Annotated in this window: 12 protein-coding genes and 1 riboswitch; of the genes, 6 read left to right on the forward strand and 6 right to left on the reverse strand. The window is 72.3% G+C overall.

The genetic code is table 11. From position 1 onward, the window contains the following. The first annotated feature begins 41 nt into the window (after positions 1-41). Positions 42-1,160: an HDOD domain-containing protein gene (locus SPK54_RS04435; RefSeq protein WP_330946721.1), complete on the forward strand. Its 1,119-nt coding sequence runs from the start codon at positions 42-44 to the stop codon at positions 1,158-1,160. Here SPK54_RS04435 and SPK54_RS04440 read toward each other — a convergent pair. Further along, positions 1,073-1,972 carry a M23 family metallopeptidase gene (locus SPK54_RS04440; protein WP_330946722.1) on the reverse strand — a complete coding sequence of 300 codons (900 nt, stop codon included), beginning with the start codon at positions 1,970-1,972 and terminating at the stop codon, positions 1,073-1,075. The two genes, SPK54_RS04435 and SPK54_RS04440, sit on opposite strands and share 88 nt — an antisense overlap. A gap of 161 nt (positions 1,973-2,133) precedes the next feature. Further along, positions 2,134-2,255, forward strand: a riboswitch (SAM riboswitch). A 66-nt stretch (positions 2,256-2,321) separates the two neighbouring features. On the opposite strand from SPK54_RS04440, the gene SPK54_RS04445 reads away from it, so the two are divergent. From SPK54_RS04445 to SPK54_RS04455, 3 genes are read left to right on the forward strand one after another with little or no spacing between them, the layout of a single operon-like run. Then, positions 2,322-3,422: a homoserine O-succinyltransferase gene (locus SPK54_RS04445; RefSeq protein WP_330946723.1), complete on the forward strand. Its 1,101-nt coding sequence runs from the start codon at positions 2,322-2,324 to the stop codon at positions 3,420-3,422. Further along, positions 3,419-4,630, forward strand: a complete 1,212-nt coding sequence (locus SPK54_RS04450; protein ID WP_330946724.1) for an O-succinylhomoserine (thiol)-lyase — start codon at positions 3,419-3,421, stop codon at positions 4,628-4,630. Before SPK54_RS04445 ends, SPK54_RS04450 begins: the two co-directional genes overlap by 4 nt. Continuing rightward, a complete protein-coding gene (locus tag SPK54_RS04455; RefSeq protein ID WP_330946725.1) occupies positions 4,627-5,772 on the forward strand; it encodes a homoserine dehydrogenase in 1,146 nt (381 codons plus the stop codon). Before SPK54_RS04450 ends, SPK54_RS04455 begins: the two co-directional genes overlap by 4 nt. On the opposite strand, the gene SPK54_RS04460 is transcribed toward SPK54_RS04455, so the two are convergent. The 3 genes from SPK54_RS04460 to SPK54_RS04470 all read right to left on the reverse strand — a co-directional run bounded on the left by SPK54_RS04460 (position 5,715) and on the right by SPK54_RS04470 (position 12,521). Next, a complete protein-coding gene (locus tag SPK54_RS04460; protein WP_330946726.1) occupies positions 5,715-7,898 on the reverse strand; it encodes an EAL domain-containing protein in 2,184 nt (727 codons plus the stop codon). The two genes, SPK54_RS04455 and SPK54_RS04460, sit on opposite strands and share 58 nt — an antisense overlap. Positions 7,899-7,902: 4 nt before the next feature. Further along, on the reverse strand, positions 7,903-10,956 hold the full coding sequence (locus tag SPK54_RS04465; RefSeq protein WP_330946727.1) for a diguanylate cyclase: 3,054 nt from the start codon (positions 10,954-10,956) through the stop codon (positions 7,903-7,905). A gap of 167 nt (positions 10,957-11,123) precedes the next feature. Then, positions 11,124-12,521 (reverse strand): L-serine ammonia-lyase, encoded by a 1,398-nt coding sequence (locus SPK54_RS04470; protein WP_330946728.1) that lies wholly within the window; start codon positions 12,519-12,521, stop codon positions 11,124-11,126. A gap of 73 nt (positions 12,522-12,594) precedes the next feature. Here SPK54_RS04470 and SPK54_RS04475 point away from each other — a divergent pair, with 73 nt between their 5' ends. Further along, positions 12,595-12,825 carry a glutaredoxin family protein gene (locus SPK54_RS04475; RefSeq protein ID WP_330946729.1) on the forward strand — a complete coding sequence of 77 codons (231 nt, stop codon included), beginning with the start codon at positions 12,595-12,597 and terminating at the stop codon, positions 12,823-12,825. Between the two features lie 111 nt (positions 12,826-12,936). On the opposite strand, the gene SPK54_RS04480 is transcribed toward SPK54_RS04475, so the two are convergent. Then, complete coding sequence (locus SPK54_RS04480; RefSeq protein WP_330946730.1) at positions 12,937-13,482, reverse strand: YceI family protein; 546 nt, start codon at positions 13,480-13,482, stop codon at positions 12,937-12,939. After that, entirely contained in the window at positions 13,475-14,065 is a 591-nt protein-coding gene (locus SPK54_RS04485) for a cytochrome b (RefSeq protein ID WP_330946731.1), read from the reverse strand. The genes SPK54_RS04480 and SPK54_RS04485 overlap by 8 nt, the downstream gene beginning before the upstream one ends. A gap of 112 nt (positions 14,066-14,177) precedes the next feature. Here SPK54_RS04485 and SPK54_RS04490 point away from each other — a divergent pair, with 112 nt between their 5' ends. Then, positions 14,178-17,693: an ATP-binding protein gene (locus SPK54_RS04490; RefSeq protein ID WP_330946732.1), complete on the forward strand. Its 3,516-nt coding sequence runs from the start codon at positions 14,178-14,180 to the stop codon at positions 17,691-17,693. Positions 17,694-17,800: the final 107 nt, after the last annotated feature.

Consider the following 17,800-nt stretch of genomic DNA (forward strand, 5'->3'; position numbering starts at 1 on the left):
CCGCGGCGCGCCGCGGGGAATCCTGCTGAAAAGGTGTCGCTGTGCACATAGTCATTGTCGGTGAGGATGCGGCGCGCGCCGCCGAGTTCGAAGGCCTGCTGGCCGATTTCGGGCTGGACTGGGATATCGCCTGGCTGCCGGAAGGCGTGCAGGTGGAGGCGGGCATGCCCGCGTTCGACGTGTTCGTTTGCGGCCTGAGCCTCGGCGAGATGAGTGGGCCGGAGCTGCTGGCGCGGGTGGCCGCGCTGTACCCGCAGGCAGTCCGCATCCTGCTGCTGGACCAGTCGCCTGACGAGGACAGCGTGGACATCGCGCAGGGCCTGGAATGCGCGCATCGGGTGCTTGGCCGGCCGCTGGATCCGGGCGAGCTGGTGGCGGCGGTCGAGAGCGTCATCGAACTGCGCGAGCTGCTGGGCAACGAGGCGCTCAAGAAGACCCTGGGCCGGATCAGCTCGCTGCCGCCGCCGCCGCGGCTTTACCTGCAGCTGACCCGCCTGCTGCGCGATCCCGAGGCCAGCAACCAGGCCATCGCGCAGGCGCTGTCGCAGGATCCGGCGATTGCCGCCAAGGTGCTGCGGCTGTGCAACTCCGCCTATTTCTCCGGTGGCCGCGAGATCAGCGACATGCGCTCGGCGGTGCTGCGGCTGGGGCACCAGGCGCTGCTGCGGCTGGTGCTGACCATCGAAGCCTTCGGCGGTGGCGGCTTCGGCGGCACCAGGCAGCGCGAGGAAGTGCAGGATCGCGCGCTGCGCGCCTCCAACCTGGCGCGGCGGCTGCTGCCCGGGCCCAGCGCCGAGCTGGCGGCCACCGCCAGCCTGCTGGCCGAAGTGGGCCGGCTGCTGCCGGGCGTGGCCGCGGGCGAGGAAGAGGAAACCAATGAGTTCGGCGAGCCCAAGCCGCACTTCGCGGAGGCGGGCGCCTACCTGCTCGGCCTGTGGGGCCTGCCGATGCCGATCGTGGAGGCGGTGGCCTACCAGCGCCGGCCGGGGCAGATGCGCTCCGGCGGCTTCTGGGTCACCGGCGCGGTGCACGTGGCCAGCGCCCTGGTGGCCGGCCTTGAGCCGGACGAAACCTACCTGCGCTCGGTCGGCATGCTGGACAAGCTGCCGCAGTGGCGCGAACTGGTCGAGCCGTCGCCCCTCGACGAAGCAGTGGCCTGAGCCGTTCCGGACGCCACCGCGCCCGGGCCAGGCTGTGCCGACGGCATCCGGAAGGGGATCGTTTCCAGCTGCATGCCGCGGTTGACCTGCACCGCGAAGTGCAGGTGCGGCGCGGTGCTGTAGCCGGTGTTGCCGGACAGCCCGATGCGCTGCCCGGTTTCCACCCGTTGGCCGATGTCGACCAGCACGCCGCCTTCGGCCAGGTGCGCGTACAGCGCCATGCTGCCGTCGTCATGCAGGATGCGGATGTAGTTGGCGCGCCCCGCATCGCGGGCCCGGTCCAGGCCGTGGCCGCGGAACCTGTCCTGGATCTGCATCACCACGCCGCCACGCGCGGCCAGTACCGGCGTGCCTTCCGGCACCGCGAAATCCAGCGCATGGCGGTTCTCCGCGTCGCGGTGGCTGAATTCGCCTTCGAAACCCTGGTCGATGCAGGCCTGCGCCACCGCCAGCGGTAGGCCATAGGCCACGTCGCGCGGGCGCGCGTTGGAACTGCCGGGAACGCCGCGCAGCCGCAGGCGCAGCCAACCTTCGCGCCCCGCCGGGGCCTGCAGCCTGGCCACCAGCGTGCTGCCGGCCGCGGGTACGCCTGCGCGCGCGGGCAACAGCGGCTGGCTGGCGAAGGGCGCAGCGCCGGCCACGTCCAGCCGGACCTCGATCGGTCCGGCCAGCAGATTGTCCGCCCAGGCCAGGTAGCCATCGTCGCCGGGCTCGATGCGCAGCCGGGCCACGGCCGCCGCATCGTCCGCCGGCGCGGTGGCACCGGCGACGCTGCACAGGCCGGCCAGCAGCAGGAGCGGGAATGGGCGCATCCCCGGAGTATGCCGGGCGGTCGCGGGCCTGTCCCCGTCCAGCCGCGGCGCCGCTGCGCGGGAACCGGGCGCGCGGTGCCTGCTCATGATGATTGGTTATTAAAATCGCTTCATCCGAATGAAGCGATTGACATAACGGCGCGGCATGTCCAGACTGGCCGCATCCATCGAGACCGGCGGAGGGACAGGCCCTTTGATGCCGGGGCAACCTGACGGCGCGCAGTGGCGCGCCGGCGAGGTGCCAAATCCTGCGGGGACCTGAGCGTCTGCCGGAAGATGGTTGCGAAGCCGCCCGCTGCGGTTCGCGACGCCGACGCGTTCGGCCTTCCCGCATCCCCGCGCGACTCCGATGGGCCATCCATCGCCGGAGTCCGCCGTGAAGCTTGCCAACCGTCTCGCCCCGTCCTGCCAACCCCTTCCCCGGGCGGCGGAGCCGACGCGCGCGGTTCCGGCGGACGCCGCCGATGCCCGCCGCGGCAGCCTCGATGCGGTGCTGGCCAGCCGCCATGCCGGCACCCGCCGGCTGCGCCTCGACTACGAGCTGGTCGGGCCCGCGGGCGCGCCGGTGGTGTTCGTGGCCGGCGGCATTTCCGCGCATCGCCACGTCGCCGCCAATGCGCTGGACGCCGCGCCGGGCTGGGCCGAGGGCCTGCTGGGTGCGGGCCGCGCGCTGGATCCGTCGCGGCTGCGCATCCTTGCCTTCGACTACGTCGGCGCCGACGGCAGCCTGGACGCGCCCATCGACACCGCCGACCAGGCCGATGCGGTGGCGCTGCTGCTGGACGCGCTGGGCATCGAGGCGCTGGCCGGCTACGTCGGCTATTCCTATGGCGCGCTGGTCGGGCTGCAGCTGGCGGTGCGGCACCCGGCGCGGCTGCGCAAGCTGGTGGCGGTGAGCGGCGTGCATCGCCCGCATCCGTACGCGGCGGCGTGGCGCGCGCTGCAGCGCAAGGCGGTGGCGCTGGGGCGGCTGCAGTGCGCCGACCAGCAGGGGCTGTCGCTGGCCCGCCAGTTCGCGATGCTGAGCTACCGCACGCCGGAGGAATTCGCCGAGCGTTTCGATGCGCTGCCGGAGATCTGCAACGGCCAGGTGCGGGTGGCGGCCGAGGATTACCTGGACGCGGCCGGCGCGAAGTTCGTCGCGCGCGTCTCGCCCACCGCCTGGCTGCGGCTGTCCGAATCCATCGACCTGCACCGCATCGATCCCGCCCAGGTGGGCGTGCCGGTGTCGGTGATCGCGGTCGAGGGCGACCGGCTGGTGCCGATGGCCGATGCGGTCGAACTCATCGAAGGACTCGGCGGGCGCGGCCGCCTGCGCGTGCTGCGCTCGCCCTACGGCCACGACGCCTTCCTCAAGGAAACCGACCGCATCGACGCGCTGCTGGCCAGCGAACTGTTCGGCCCCGCCACCCGCATTCCCCTTCACGCATCTACCGGAGTTTCCGCATGAGCACTGGCATTCCCGCCGCCGACAGCCGCGCAACCACCCGCGCGGTGCGCGCCGGCATCGACCGCGACACCGCTTTCGGGGCGGTGACCCCGCCGCTGGTGCTGTCGTCGAACTTCAGCTTCGCCGGTTTCAACGAAAAGCGCACCTACGACTACACCCGCAGCGGCAATCCCACCCGCGACCTGCTGGGCGAGGCGCTGGCCGAACTGGAGGGCGGCGCCGGCGGCGTCGTCACCGCCACCGGGATGGGCGCGATCACGCTGGTGCTGAACGCGCTGCTGCAGCCGGGCGACGTGCTGGTGGTGCCGCACGATTGCTATGGCGGCAGCTGGCGGCTGTTCAACGCGCTGGCGAAGAAGGGCGCGTTCGAACTGCTCACCTGCAACCTCACCGACCCGCAGGCGGTGGCCGCGGCGCTGGCGCGAGGGCCACGGCTGGTGTGGATCGAAACCCCATCGAATCCGCTGCTGCGGATCACCGACCTGCGCCTGGTGATCGATGCCGCGCACGCCGCCGGTGCGCTGGCGGTGGCCGACAACACCTTCCTGTCGCCAGCGCTGCAGCGGCCGATCGCCGATTTCGGCGCCGACGTGGTGGTGCATTCCACCACCAAGTACATCAACGGCCACAGCGACGTGGTCGGCGGCGCAGCGGTGGCGAAGGATGCCGACGTGCACGCGCAGCTGGCGTGGTGGGCGAACGCGCTGGGCCTGACCGGCTCGCCGTTCGACAGCTTTCTGACCCTGCGCGGCCTGCGCACCCTGGATGCGCGCCTGCGCGTGCACCAGGAAAACACGCAGGCGCTGGTGGCGTTGCTGGATGGCCATCCGGCGGTGCGCACGGTGCATTACCCCGGCCTGCCCAGCCACCCGGGCCATGCGCTGGCGGCGCGACAGCAGCACGGCTTCGGCGCGATGCTCAGCGTGGATCTGGCCGGCGGCGAGGCGGCCGTGCGTGCGTTCGTCGACGGCCTGCGTTACTTCACTTTGGCCGAGTCCTTGGGCGGGGTGGAGAGCCTGGTGGCGCACCCGGCCACCATGACCCATGCGGCGATGAACGCGGAAGCACGCGCCGCGGCCGGGATTTCCGACGGGCTGCTGCGGCTGTCGGTGGGCATCGAACACATCGACGACCTGCTGGCCGACCTGTCCGACGCGCTGGCGCGCGCGCAGGCCGCGGGCGCAGACAAACGCCAGGTCGCGCGGTGAGTGCGCAGGTCGCAGCGCTGCGTCCGCCGCAGGGGGGGGCGGCCCGGCTGGCCCTGCTCGGCACCGGGACCGTTGGCAGCGCGGTGTGGGCGCGGCTGGCAGGTTGGCAGGGCAGCGCGCTGGGGCAGCGGCTGTCGCTGGTGCACGCGGCCAATTCGCGCTACGCGCTGGGCAATCCCGCCGGCATCCCCAGCGATGCCGGCGAGCTGCCGCTGCAGCACGCGCCGCAGCCCAGTTCGCTGGAGGCGGTGGAAGACGCGCTGGCCGGCGGCGGCACCCGCATCGTCATCGATGCGACCGCCTCGGAAGCGGTGGCGGCGCAGCACGCCCACTGGCTGGCCCGCGGCATCCACGTGGTGACCGCCTGCAAGCTGGGGCAGGGCACCACGCTGGCGCGCTGGCAGGCCATCCAGGCGGCGCGGCGGGCCGGCGGCACCTGCTACGGCGACAGCGCCACCGTGGGCGCGGGGCTGCCGCTGCTGCGTTCGCTGCGCGCGCTGCAGGCCGGCGGCGACCGCATCCACGCCCTCGCCGGGGTGCTGTCGGGCTCGCTGGCCTGGTTGTTCAACCACTATGACGGGATGCAGCCATTCTCCGGTTTCGTGCGCCAGGCCCGGGAGGCCGGATTTACCGAGCCGGACCCGCGCGAAGACCTGTCCGGCGAGGATGTGCGGCGCAAGCTGCTGATCCTGGCGCGCGCGTCGGGCTTCGCGCTGGAGGCCGAGGCGGTGCGGGTGCAGTCGCTGGTGCCGCCGGCGCTGGCGGCGCTGCCGCGCGAGGCATTGGATGCCGCGCTGCCGGCGCTGGATGCGCCGCTGCGCCAACACTACGCCCGCGCCTACAAGGACGGCGCCAGGCTGCGCTTCGTCGCCCGTCTGGATGCCGACGGGCGCGCCACGGTGGGTCTGGAAGCCCTGCCTGCCGAGCACCCGCTGGCGGGCGGCGGCGGCACCGACAACCGGGTGGCGATCTGGTCCGACCGCTACCGCGAGCAGCCGCTGCTGATCCAGGGGCCCGGCGCCGGCGCGGCGGTGACGGCGGCGGCGCTGCTGGACGATGCGCTGGCGATCCAGGCCAGCACGGCTCAGCCGCTGGGCAGGCCGAAGAAGTCGGCGATCGGCACCGGCCGCTGGAACACGTAACCCTGGGCATAGTCCACTTGCAGCGCCTGCAGCCGCTGCAACTGCTCTTCGGTTTCGACCTGTTCGCCCACCGCGCGCATGTCCAGCAGATGGGCGATCTCGGTGATCGAGCGCACCACCGCTTCCGACAGCCGCGACTGCGCCAGGTCGCGGACGAAGCCGCCGTCGATCTTGAGGTAGTCCACCTGCAGGTCGCGCAGGTAGCCGAACGAGCAGAAGCCGGTGCCGAAGTCGTCCAGCGCGAACTGGCAGCCCAGCTCGCGCAGGCGGGCGATGAACCGGCGGGTGCGGGTGAGGTCGCGGACCACGCTGGTTTCGGTGATTTCCAGGCACAGCTGGCCCGGCCGCAGCGGGCTGTGCCGCAGCCGTTCGGCGGCGTAGTCGGCGAACTCGTCGTCGGCAAGCGTGGCGGCACCCAGGTTGATGTTGCACTGGCCGATCTGCGCGGCCGCCGCGCGGTGCGCATCCAGCCAGTCCAGTACCGTATCCAGCACGTGGCGGTCCAGCCGCGGCCCCAGCCGGTAACGCTCGGCCGCGGCGATCATGTCGGCCGGCGCGCGCAGCCGCCCCTCGCCGTCGCGCCAGCGCAGCAGCACCTCGAAGTGCGTCTGCACCGCGCCGGGTGCGCGCAGGTTCACGATCGGCTGGCACCAGAGTTCGAAGCGGCGGTGGTCCAGCGCCTCGCGCGCATCCAGCGCATGGCGCATCATCCGGCTGCGGGAGCGCAGGCTTTCGACGTTCTGGCCGGCGACCAGCAACCGGTTGCCGCCCAGCTCCTTGGCTTCGTGGCAGGCGGTGTCCACCTGCGACAGCAGTTCGTCGAAGCTGGCATGCGGCGGCAGGCTGGCGGCGATGCCGATGCTGGCGGTGGCGCGCAGGGTGCCGCCCTGCCATACCACCCGCAGGTCCTCGATCGCGTCCAGCAGGCGGCGGCCCGCGGCAGTCGCGGTGGCCGCGTCCTGCGGTACCAGGATGGTGAATTCGTCGCCGCTGCTGTGGGCGACCAGCGCGTCGTCGTCGAAGGCCGCCCGCACCAGCCCGGCCACGTGGCGCAGCGCCTCGTCGCCTGCGGCGTGGCTGGCGGCGTCGTTGACCAGCTTGAAGTTGTCCAGATCCACATACAGAAGGGTCTGCGCGTCGTTCGATCGCGACAGTCGCACGCGCGCCAGTTCCTCGAAGGCGTCACGGTTGAGCAGGCCGGTCAACGGGTCGGTGGTGGCGCGGATGCGAAGCGCCTCCATGGTTTCGGCCCGTTCGCTGTAGGAGGCCAGCAGCAGCAGCGGTGCCACCGAGTTGACCACCAGCGTGCCCATCATCAGCGCGGTGTCGCTCAGCAGTTCCGGGCGGTCGATGCCGCCCACGCCCAGGCCCAGTACCAGCGCCAGCAGCAGGGTGACCAGCATGGTGGCGCCCGCGGTGAACAGCGGCGGGTAGCGCGCCGCCGACCACAGCAGCAGGGCCAGCGGCAGGGTCGCGATCGACAGCGTGTACAGGCTGCCGCTGCGGGCGATCGCAAAGCCGCCGGCCAGCGTCAATCCCATCAGCGCGACCCAGGCGACGCGTTCGCGCCGGCTTGTCCCCGGGGTCGAGGGCGGCGTGGCCGGCAGGTTCCTGGCGCAGCACAGCAGCAGGAACGGGGCGATGGCGGTGACTCCCAGCAGATCGCCCAGCGACCATTGCAGGAAAACACGGGGCAGCTCGGCCAGCGGCGCCATCCGCGAGAACAGCATGCCGATGGCGCCGGTCAGGGCGCTGACCACCGCCAGCAGGATGCCGCCACGCAACGCCAGGAAGCCGTCGCTGATCCGCAGGCGCAGGCGCGGCTGGCGGCTCCCCACGTAGGCGCAGCCCGCCAACGTGCCGAGATAGTTGCTGGCCAGCGAGAACGGCAGGAAGGCCGGCGGCACCGGCACCACCAGCAGATGGACCAGCAGCTGGGCTGCGGGGATCGCCAGCGCGTAGCGCAGGCCATGTCGCAACACCAGCGCGTAGCCGATACCCGCGGCCGGCCAGAACAGGGTGACGTCGGCGGGCGTGCGCAGGTACAGCACCGCGACCACCGCCCCGGCGGAGTACAGGGCGGTCAGCAGGATGCCGCGCAGCGCCGTCGCGAGGACGTTCCGCATGGTGTCATCCCATCGCTGGAGGACAGCTGGAAGGCGGCGGGGCGTCCGCCGCGGTCGCGCGGGGGGCGGATGCCGCGCCGGGCGCGCCGAACAGTTCCAGCAGGCCGCTGGCGAGCAGCTGCCGCGCATTGTCGCGGTAGGCCGACGGGTCTTCCGGCAGCCTGGCATCGGGCCGCGGGCGATAGGCCATCCAGCCATTGCGCCCGGAGTTCTTGACCGCGTACATGGCGCGATCGGCCAGGGTGACCAGCTGTTCCCAACCCAGCAGGTCCGGGTGGTCGCGGAACAGCGGGCATTCGACCAGCCCGATCGAGACCGTCAGCTGGTGTCCGGCGCCGTTGCCGAGGTCGAAGCGGTGCGCGGCGATGCGCGAGCGCAGGCGCTCGCCGATGTTGGCCATGCTGCCGCGCGGCAGCGGCCGCAGCACCACCAGGAACTCCTCGCCGCCCCAGCGCGCCACGTAGTCGCCGCTGCGCTTGAGTTCCTCCAGCAGCTGGCCCAGCTGTTCCAGGACGCGGTCGCCGGCGGCATGGCCCCAGGTGTCGTTGATGACCTTGAAGTGGTCGACGTCGAGCAGCGCGATCACCAGCGCGTCGCGACCCTCGCGGTAGCCGCTGTCGCGCTTGTAGAACGACAGGTCGATGGGGATCTGCTGGGTCAGGTAGCGGCGGTTGTGCAGCCCGGTGAGCGGGTCGGTGAAACTGATTTCCTTCAGCCTCGCATTGGCGGCCTGCAGGTCGCGGGTGCGTTCCTGCACCAGTTGCTCCAGCACCATCCGCTGGCGTGCGTAGCGGTGGCGCAGGCCGAGATAGGCCAGCCACAGCAGCGCCAGCGCGAGCAGCCCTGCCAGTACGCGGAAGGCCAGGGTTTCATGCAGGTGCGGCGGCACCGTCACGTCCAGGGACGCACGGCTGGCCAGCGGGTCGGCGCGGCTGAAATCGGCCACTTCGAAACGGTATTGGCCTGGCGGCAGGTTGACGTAGCTGGCCGAACGCAGCGACGGATTTTCCAGTTCGCGCCAGCGCCTGTCGAAGCCGGCAAGCCGGTATCTCAGCCGCGGCAGGTGGGCAGGCTGGAACGCTGGTACGGTGAAATCGAAGCGCAGGTCGCGCGCGTCCATCGGCAAGCGCAGCACGCCCCCGCGCGGAACATAGGCATGCCCCTGGGTGGCCACGCTTTCGATGCGCACCTTGCGCGGCGTGCCGGTTCCGGCGGCGGCCAGGCGCACCAGCAGCGCGCCGTCACGGGTGGGCAGCCACAGCTCGCCATCGCGCAGCAGGCCGCGGCTGTTGCCGGAGCCGTTGCAGCACTTGTCCTGCTGGCCGCCGGGGCGGTCGAAGCCGGAATTGATCACCAGCCGCGGATCCAGCTGCAGGGCGGGCGAATGCAGCGCTCGCTCCAGCTGGTCCAGCCGCAGCCGGTAAACGCCCTGCATCCCCGCCACCCACAGGCTGCCGGCATCCTCGGCAAGATGGAAGGGAATGTTGATCGGCAGGCCGCGGGCGCCGCCGAAGGCGTGCCATTCCTTGCCGTCGAACACGTGGAGGCTGTCGCCGTTGCTGCTGCCTGCCACCCAGTGACCGTTCGACAGCTCCAGCAGGGCGGTCACGGCGATATCCGCGTCCAGCCCGGTCTGCTGCCCCAGCGCGACGATGCGGCCGTCGCGCCACTCGTACAGGCCGCGGGTGGAGCCGACCAGCAGGCGGCCGTCGCGGGTCTCGTGGACGATCCGGATACGGGCGTCGTCGAGGCCTTCGGATCGTCCGTAGCGGACCAGGCGTTGGTCGTGGCCGAGCGCGAACAGCCCGTTGCTGCTGGCGAACCAGAGTCGTCCGCCGCGGTCGCGCAGGATGCCGTTGATCTGCAGGTTGCGCAGTGGCGCCAGCACCGCGGGTTCCTCCACCCGGCCAGCGCGCAGGACTGCAGCACCCGCGCGGGTGCCGATCCAGACCTGGTCGGTTTCGGCCAGCAGGCTGTAGGCCTCCGGGTGCGGCAGGCGTGCGCCGGGGATGGCCTGCTGGATGCGGCCGCCCCGCCAGACCTCCACGCCATCGGCGGTGCCCAGCCAGACGCTGCCGTCGGGCGCGCCGGAAATCGCCCACAGCAACGGGGTTGCTAGTCCCTGGGACTGGTCGATGCGGCGGGTGTAGCCGTTCCAGACCCGCGTCACGCCCTCGGTCTGGCTGCCCAGCCACAGGTTGCCGTCGCGATCCTCGTAGATCGAGCGGATGGCGATGCTCCCGGGCCTCCCCTGGATGCGCTCGACGGGCCTGCCGTCGCGCAGCCGCTCCAGGGTCTGGGAAGTCGCGATCCACAGGTTGCCGTCGCGGTCACCGGCCATTGCTTCGATGGTGGGCGTGCTGCCGTCGCCCACGCGCAGCCAGCCGCCGCGCTGCTGGCGGAACAGGCCGCGGTTGGTGGCAGCCCACAGGCTGCCGTGGTGCCAGGCCAGGGCGGTGACCGCACTGCCCTGGGCCGCGGGCAGCGGGAAGGCGTCGGTTGCGCCGGGACGGATCCGGTAGACCCGGCCGGCACCACCCGCCCACAGGCCATCGGCGCGGGGCAACAGGCTCAGCGCTGCTTCGGGCAGCGCATGCAGGCGGCGCAGGCGGCCTCCTTCAGGGGTGTAGACGCCGTCGGCGCCGGCCACCAGCACGCGACCGCCATCCATCGCCAGCGCCGGCACCGGGAAGGCCTGCGTCGGCGCGCCGCTGGCATCGGCCGGCAGCACCCGCCGGAAACGGCCGTCCTCCATCACCAGCAGGCCCAGAGCGGTGCCGATCCACAGCCTGCGCCGGTTGTCGGCCAGCAGCGCCTGGATGTTGCTGTTCACGCCGAGGGTGTCGCGTGGGTTGTAGCGCTGGAAGCGTACCCCGTCGAAGCGGGCCAGCCCGGCCTGGGTGCCGAACCACAGATAGCCGTCGGCGTCCTGGGTCACCGCCAGCACGCTGATCTGCGGCAGCCCCTGCTTCACATCCCAGCTGTCTACGACGTAATCGTCGAACGGCTTGTCGGTGTCCAGCGCGGCCGCCACCAGCGGGGCCACCAGCGTCAGCAACAGCAGGGCCTGCCGCAGCAGGCCCGTGCAGGCCCGGCGGAGTGCGGAGGCATGACCTTTGGCGGATGGACAGGCGATCGAGATTTCCCCATGGATCCCGTGCGGGCGAGATTACCTTGAATCCGGTAGCGGCCCGCAGGGTGAAGTCTTGACCCCCGTCCCGGTTTTCAGCACTCGATGACGTTGACCGCCAGCCCGCCGCGGCTGGTTTCCTTGTACTTGTCCTGCATGTCGCGGCCGGTGTCGCGCATGGTCCGGATGACCTTGTCCAGCGACACCTTGTGCTGGCCGTCGCCGCGCAGGGCCATGCGGCTGGCATTGATCGCCTTCACCGAGCCCATCGCGTTGCGCTCGATGCAGGGGATCTGCACCAGTCCGCCGATCGGGTCGCAGGTCAGACCCAGGTTGTGCTCCATGCCGATCTCGGCGGCGTTCTCGATCTGGCCCGGGGTGCCGCCCAGCGCGGCGGTCAGGCCGGCCGCGGCCATCGAGCAGGCCACGCCCACCTCGCCCTGGCAGCCGACTTCGGCGCCGCTGATCGAGGCGTTTTCCTTGTACAGGATGCCCACCGCGGCGGCGGTCAGCAGGAAGGTGAAGATGCCCTGCTCGCGCGCAGCCGCGTCCTTTTCGCTGGCGCAGAAGCGCTCGTAGTAGTGCAGCACAGACGGCAGGATGCCGGCCGCGCCGTTGGTGGGCGCGGTGACCACGCGGCCGCCGGCGGCGTTCTCCTCGTTCACCGCCAGCGCGTACAGGTTGACCCAGTCGAGCACGGTCAGCGGGTCGCGCATCGCCGCTTCCGGCCGCGCCGCCAGCTCCGCGTGCAGGGCCGGCGCGCGCCGGACTACGTGCAGCCCCCCGGGCAGGGTGCCGCCGGCGCGCATGCCGCGCGCCACGCAGCCCTGCATCGCCTGCCACAGCTCGCGCAGGCCGTCGCGGATCTGCTCCTCGCTGCGCCAGGCCTTCTCGTTCTCGAACATCAGCTGGGCGATGCTCAGGCCGCTGCGCTCGCATTCGGCCAGCAGCTCGGCGCCGCTGTTGAACGGGTGCGGCAGCGGCGTGGTGTCGGCGACGATGCGGTCCTCCGCGGCTTCGTCCTGGTTGACCACGAAGCCGCCGCCGACCGAGTAGTAGTCGCGGGTGGCCAGCTCGACGCCATCGGCATCGAAGGCGGTGAAGCGCATCCCGTTGGTGTGGAAGGGCAGCTTCTGGCGCTTGTTCATCACCAGGTCGCGCTTCTCGTCGAAGGCGATCTCGTGCTGCCCGCCCAGGCGCAGGCGCTTGCTGGCGCGGATGCGCTCCAGCGCCGGCGGGATGATGTCGGGGTCGATCTCGTTGGGCCAGTGGCCTTCCAGTCCCATCAGCACGGCCTTGTCGGTGCCGTGGCCGCGGCCGGTCAGCGCCAGCGAGCCGAATACCTCGGCGCGGATCCGGGTGGTGCGGGCCAGCACGTCGTTCTCCAGCAGCCAGTGGCTGACGAAGCGCGCGGCGGCGCGCATCGGGCCGACGGTGTGGGAAGAACTGGGACCGATGCCGATCTTGTAGAGGTCGAACGTGGAGACGGCCATATGCGTGGGGATTGCCGGGCGGGGGGAGGTGGCTATTCTAGGCCGGCAATCCCCGTACCGAGGACGCGAGCGTATGGCCCTGATCCTCTATCAGCGCGACCACTGCCACCTGTGTGATCTCGCACTGGAGGTGCTGGCGGCCGCGCGCGCGCCGGACTTCGAGACTGTCTTCATCGACGATGACGACGCGCTGGAAGCGCGCTACGGCCTGCGCGTTCCGGTGCTGCGCGACCACGCCCGCGAGGCGGAACTGGATTGGCCATTCGATACGGAGCGCGTGCGCAAGTTCTGCACCGGCCCGTAAGAGGGGTTTCAGCCCCGACCATGCACCCGCCATCGCCGGTGACGCCCCACGCAGATCGCCGGTGTAATGGCCGCGGCTGAAGTCGTCCCTGCTGGAGCGCCGGGCACGCGGCTACGGCGCCGGCTTCAGCACCACCCGCGTGCTCACCGCGATGGCATTCGGAATCAGCCCGGTGTCGGCCCACTGCCCGCCGCCCACGCCGAAGTCCAGCCGCTGCACCGCGGCGCGGCCGAACAGCACCGGGCGTTCGCCCTGCGTCCATTCGAAGGTCAGCGTCACCGGCCTGCTGGTGCCGCGCAGGGTGAGCATGCCGTCGGCGGCATAGCGGTTGCCGCCAAGGGCGTGGAACTTCGTGGCCACGTAGGTGGCCTGGGGGAACTTGGCGGCATCGAAGAACGCGGCGCCGCGCATCTCGCCGTCGTAGTCGGCGTTGCGGGTAGTGGCGGTGGCCATCGGGATGGTGACTTCCAACCGCGAACCGTCCAGCTTGCGCGGGTCGAACGACAGCCTGGTGGAAAAGCCGGGGAAGCGGCCGACGAACACCTCCCCCTGGTACTTGCCGGCAAACGCCAGGGTAGAACCGGGCGCCTGCACGTAGTCGGCGGCGACGGCGGGGACGGACAGGGCCAGCAGTGCCGGCAGCAGCGATTTACGCATCGTGGTTCTCCGGAGTCGGGTTGCCGCCGGCGCGCAGCCAGCCGCGCGGCAGCATGCGGGCGAGGGTGGCGTCGCCCAGGAACAGGTGGTGGTACAGCGCCGCCGCTGCGTGCAGCACCACCAGACCGGCCAGCGTCCAGAACAGCAGTTCGTGCGCCTGCACCGCCAGCGCATGCAGCGCCTCGTCGCGGCCGGCCAGGGCCGGCAGGTTGAACAGGCCGAACCATTGCAGCGGAAATCCCGCTGCGGAGTTCAGCAGCCAGCCGCTCAGCGGCAGCGCCAGCAGCAGCGCGTACAGCGCCACGTGGGTCACGCCGGCGATGCGCGCCTGCCAGCGCGGCGTGCCCGCCACCGCCCCAGGCGCGCCGGCGTACAGCCGCCATAGCAGCCGCAGCGCCGCCAGCGCGAGGACGCTCAGGCCGATCGACTTGTGCAGCGCGTAGGTGGCGATCTTGTCGGGCCCATTGGGCAGGTCGCCCATGGTCAGGCCCAGCCAGGCCATCGCCAGGATCAGTGCGGCGATCAACCAGTGCAGTGCCCGGCTCAGGGCATGCCAGTCGCTGCGCGGGGAGGTCTTGGGCATGGATTTCTCGCCATGGTGCCGGATGGTGCGGGGATTCTAGGCGGCGGCCAGTCGCGCCGGCGTGCTTGCAAGTGCAACGTTGCGTTGCCAGCATCGGCGTCGGGGAGGGGACATGACCCGTCGATTCCGATTCGTGCTGCTGCTGTGGCTGGCCTGCGCCTGCGCGCTGGCGGGGGTGCCCGAGCGTCCGCGGTTCCGCCTGGCGGGCCCCGCGCAGGGCCTGCCGTCGTCGGAGATCAAGGCGCTGGCGCGCGACGCCGACGGCTATCTGTGGATCGGCACCGTGGATGGCCTGGCCCGCTTCGACGGCGTGGACATGCGGGTCTGGCGCCACCTGCCGGAGGCCGACGACGGCCTGCCGGGCAATCACGTGCAGGCGCTGCTGGTGGATGCCGCGGATCGGATCTGGGTGGCGGTGGAGGGCGAGGGGGTCAGCGTGCTTGATGCGCGCCGGCAGCGGTTTGCGCACTACCGCAGGGCCACGCATCCGGCGCTGGCCAGCGACGATGTCTGGGCGATGGCGCGGCAGGGCGACGCGGTGTGGCTGGGCACCTACGACGGCGGCCTGACCCGCGTCGACCCCAGCGGGGCGATGCGGCATTTCTCCGCGGCAGCGGACGGCTTGCCGTCGGACACCATCCTGGCGCTGGCCGTCGATGCCGACGGCGTCCTGTGGGTGGGCACCACGGCGGGCCTGGCCCGGCGCCGCGGCGACGGCGCATTCGAGCGCGTCGCGCTGCCCGGGGCCGAGGGCGAGCCGATGGTGTATGCGCTGGCCGGGCAGCCGGACGGCATGTGGGCAGGAACGTCGGCCGGCGTCTGGCGACACGCGCGCGGCAGCTGGGCGCAGCCGGCGTGGTCGCCGATGTTCCATCGTCCCAACGCGATGGTGGCGCTGGCCACGGATCCGCGGGGTGACCGCTGGATCGGCAGCCAGCGCGGCCTGTGGCACCAGCGTGGCGATGCGCCGCCGGTGCCGGTGCCGCTGGGCGGCCCGGACATCCCGCGCGCGATCAGCGCGCTGTCGATCGAGCGCAACGGCGCGCTGTGGGTGCCGCTGGCGGGCCTGGGCCTGGGCTATCTGCGCTCCGACTGGCGCCAGCTGGCGGAGTTCCACGGGGCGGCGGATGGCCTGCGCGGCGGGATGTACCGGGCGCTGGGCAGGGCCGCGGATGGCGGCGTGTGGCTGGCCGGCCTGGGCGGCGTGATCGAACACATGGACCGGGACGGCGCGGTCACCGCGCTGGAGGACGACGCCCTGGCGCGCCTGCGCAACGTCAAGCCGGCGGCGATCGCGGAGGATGCGGCCCGCCGCCTGTGGGTGTCGCATCGCGGCGGGTTGATCCGGATCGGCGCGGACGGCGCCATCGACGAATGGACGGCGGACGATGCGCAGGCACCCGCGCCGTCGAGCCTGGCGATCCGGCTGCTGCCGGCGGCCGACGGCAGCCTGTGGCTGGCCGCGCCCGGCGCCGGCGTGCAGCAGCGCGATGGGGCCACCGGCGCGATCTTGCGCGACATGCCCGCGGGGGCCGCGGCGGGGCTCGGCGATGCCGACATCGAGGACATGGCGCTGGCCCCGAGCGGCGAACCCTGGCTTGCCGCCAGCACCGGCCTGCTGCGATACGACGCCGCCGGCCGGCGCTTCCACCCGCAGCCGTCGCTCGGCGGCGAGCGCGCGTTTGCGCTCGCCTTCGACGGACCGGACACGCTGTGGGTGCAGCGCCTGGGCGGGCTGGAGCGCTATCGGCGCGGCGCCGCCGGCTGGTCGCGGGTGGAGCGCATCGACGCGCGCTTCGGCATGCCGGCGGTGGCGGCGGCCGCGCTGCTGGTGGATGCCCGCGGGCGGGTCTGGATCACCACCTCGCGCGGCCTGTACCGCTGGGAGCCGGCGCGCCGCAACCTGCGCCGCATCGGTCCGCGCGACGCGGGTGGCAGCGAGGAATACCTGGACCGGGCGGCGCTGCTGCGCGACGACGGCGTGCTGGTCGCGGCCACCGCCGACGGGGGGCTGCGGCTGGTCGAGACCGGTGCCGCCGATGCCGCCGCGGCGCGGCCGGTGCTGCGCATCGACGGCTTTGCCGTGCGCCGCGACGGGGAGTGGCAGACGCTGCCGCCGCGCCCGGGCATGGTGCTGGGCCGCGACGACCGGGAGTTCCGCATCCGCGCGCGCCTGCTGGCCTATGACGATCCGGCGGCGAACCGTTACTGGTCGCGGCTGGACGGCTTCGACCGCGGCTGGGTGGCGCTGGATGGCACCGGTGAGCGCGTCTTCACCGGCCTGGCGCCGGGCCGCTACGTGCTGCGCATCCGCGGCCAGGACGCTGCCGGCAATGCCGCCGCGGAGCAGCAGTTGGCCTTCGCGGTGCCCCCACCCTGGTGGCGCAGCGGCTGGGCGCTGGCGGTGTGGGCGCTTGCGGCGCTGGCGCTGCTGGCGGGCCTGGCGCTGGCGTATCGCGAACGCCTGAAGCGCCGCCACGCCTGGCAGCTGGCCGAGCACAAGCGGGCGCTGGCCGAACAGGCGTCGCAGGCCAAGTCGCGCTTCCTCGCCACGCTCGGGCACGAGGTGCGCACGCCGATGACGGGCGTGCTGGGCATGGCCGAGCTGCTGCAGGGCACGCCGCTGGATGCGCGCCAGCGCGGCCACGTCGATGCCATTCGCCGCGCCGGCGAACACCTGCTGCGGCTAGTCAACGACGCGTTGGACATGGCGCGCATCGAAGCCGGCCGGCTGGAGCTGGTGAGCGCGCCGTTCGCGCTGGAGCCGCTGCTGGGCGAGGTGGCCGGGCTGATGGCGCCGCTGGCCGAGCGCAAGGGGCTGGTGTTCGCCGAACACATCGATGCCGATGCGCCGCGCGCGCTGCAGGGCGACCGCACCCGCGTGCAGCAGATCCTGCTCAACCTGATCGGCAATGCGGTCAAGTTCACCGAAGCCGGGCACGTGTCGTTGGAGGTAACGGCGCTGCAGCCGTGGGGCGTGCGCTTCGTGGTCGCCGACAGCGGCCCCGGGCTCAACCCGGAACAGCGCGAACGCCTGTTCCGCCGGTTCGAGCAGGCCGACGGCGCGCGCACCGCCGCCCGCTACGGGGGCAGCGGCCTGGGACTGGCGATCTCGCAGGAGCTGGCGGCGGCGATGGGCGGGCGCATCGCGGTGGAGAGCGCGCCGGGGCAGGGCACCCGCTTCATCGTGGCGCTGCCGCTGCCGGCGGCGGAGCCACCGGCCGCGGCCGCACCAACGGCGTCGGCGGCCTCGACATCCGCGGGACGCGCGTTGTTGCTGGTCGAGGACGACGCCATCGTGGCGCAAGTCATCTCCGGCCTGCTGCAGGCGCAGGGCCACGTGGTGACGCATGTGGGCCATGGCCTCGGCGCGCTGACCGAGGCGGCCACGGGGCGCTTCGACGCCGCCCTGCTGGACCTGGACCTGCCTGGGATGGATGGCGTGGCGCTGGCGCGCGCCCTGCGCGCCAGCGGATTCGCGGCGCCGCTGCTTGCGGTCACCGCGCGCTCCGATGCCGACGCCGAGGCGCAGTCGCGCCTGGCCGGGTTCGATGGCTTCCTGCGCAAGCCGGTGACCGGGGAGATGCTGGCGCAGGCACTGGCGGCGCTGATGGCGGAGGCGGTTTAGCGCTTCGTGATATTGGGCGCGCGGTGCGTGCGTCCGTGGTGGGAAGCGGGCTTCGTTACGGCCACGCCGCGTGCATGTCGCGGCATGGGGCTGTGTTGGTTTTTTTG

It is taken from the genome of Thermomonas sp. LB-4 (assembly GCF_036409385.1).
In the GTDB taxonomy this organism is placed as follows: domain Bacteria; phylum Pseudomonadota; class Gammaproteobacteria; order Xanthomonadales; family Xanthomonadaceae; genus Thermomonas.

What these genes read in the sequence shown, in the direction of transcription:
- SPK54_RS04440 (WP_330946722.1), bottom strand. Translation starts at nt 1,972, where the DNA reads ATGCGCCCATTCCCGCTCCTGCTGCTGGCCGGCCTGTGCAGCGTCGCC.
- SPK54_RS04445 (WP_330946723.1), top strand. Translation starts at nt 2,322, where the DNA reads ATGGGCCATCCATCGCCGGAGTCCGCCGTGAAGCTTGCCAACCGTCTC.
- SPK54_RS04450 (WP_330946724.1), top strand. Translation starts at nt 3,419, where the DNA reads ATGAGCACTGGCATTCCCGCCGCCGACAGCCGCGCAACCACCCGCGCG.
- SPK54_RS04460 (WP_330946726.1), bottom strand. Translation starts at nt 7,898, where the DNA reads ATGCGGAACGTCCTCGCGACGGCGCTGCGCGGCATCCTGCTGACCGCC.
- SPK54_RS04470 (WP_330946728.1), bottom strand. Translation starts at nt 12,521, where the DNA reads ATGGCCGTCTCCACGTTCGACCTCTACAAGATCGGCATCGGTCCCAGT.
- SPK54_RS04475 (WP_330946729.1), top strand. Translation starts at nt 12,595, where the DNA reads ATGGCCCTGATCCTCTATCAGCGCGACCACTGCCACCTGTGTGATCTC.
- SPK54_RS04480 (WP_330946730.1), bottom strand. Translation starts at nt 13,482, where the DNA reads ATGCGTAAATCGCTGCTGCCGGCACTGCTGGCCCTGTCCGTCCCCGCC.
- SPK54_RS04485 (WP_330946731.1), bottom strand. Translation starts at nt 14,065, where the DNA reads ATGCCCAAGACCTCCCCGCGCAGCGACTGGCATGCCCTGAGCCGGGCA.
- SPK54_RS04490 (WP_330946732.1), top strand. Translation starts at nt 14,178, where the DNA reads ATGACCCGTCGATTCCGATTCGTGCTGCTGCTGTGGCTGGCCTGCGCC.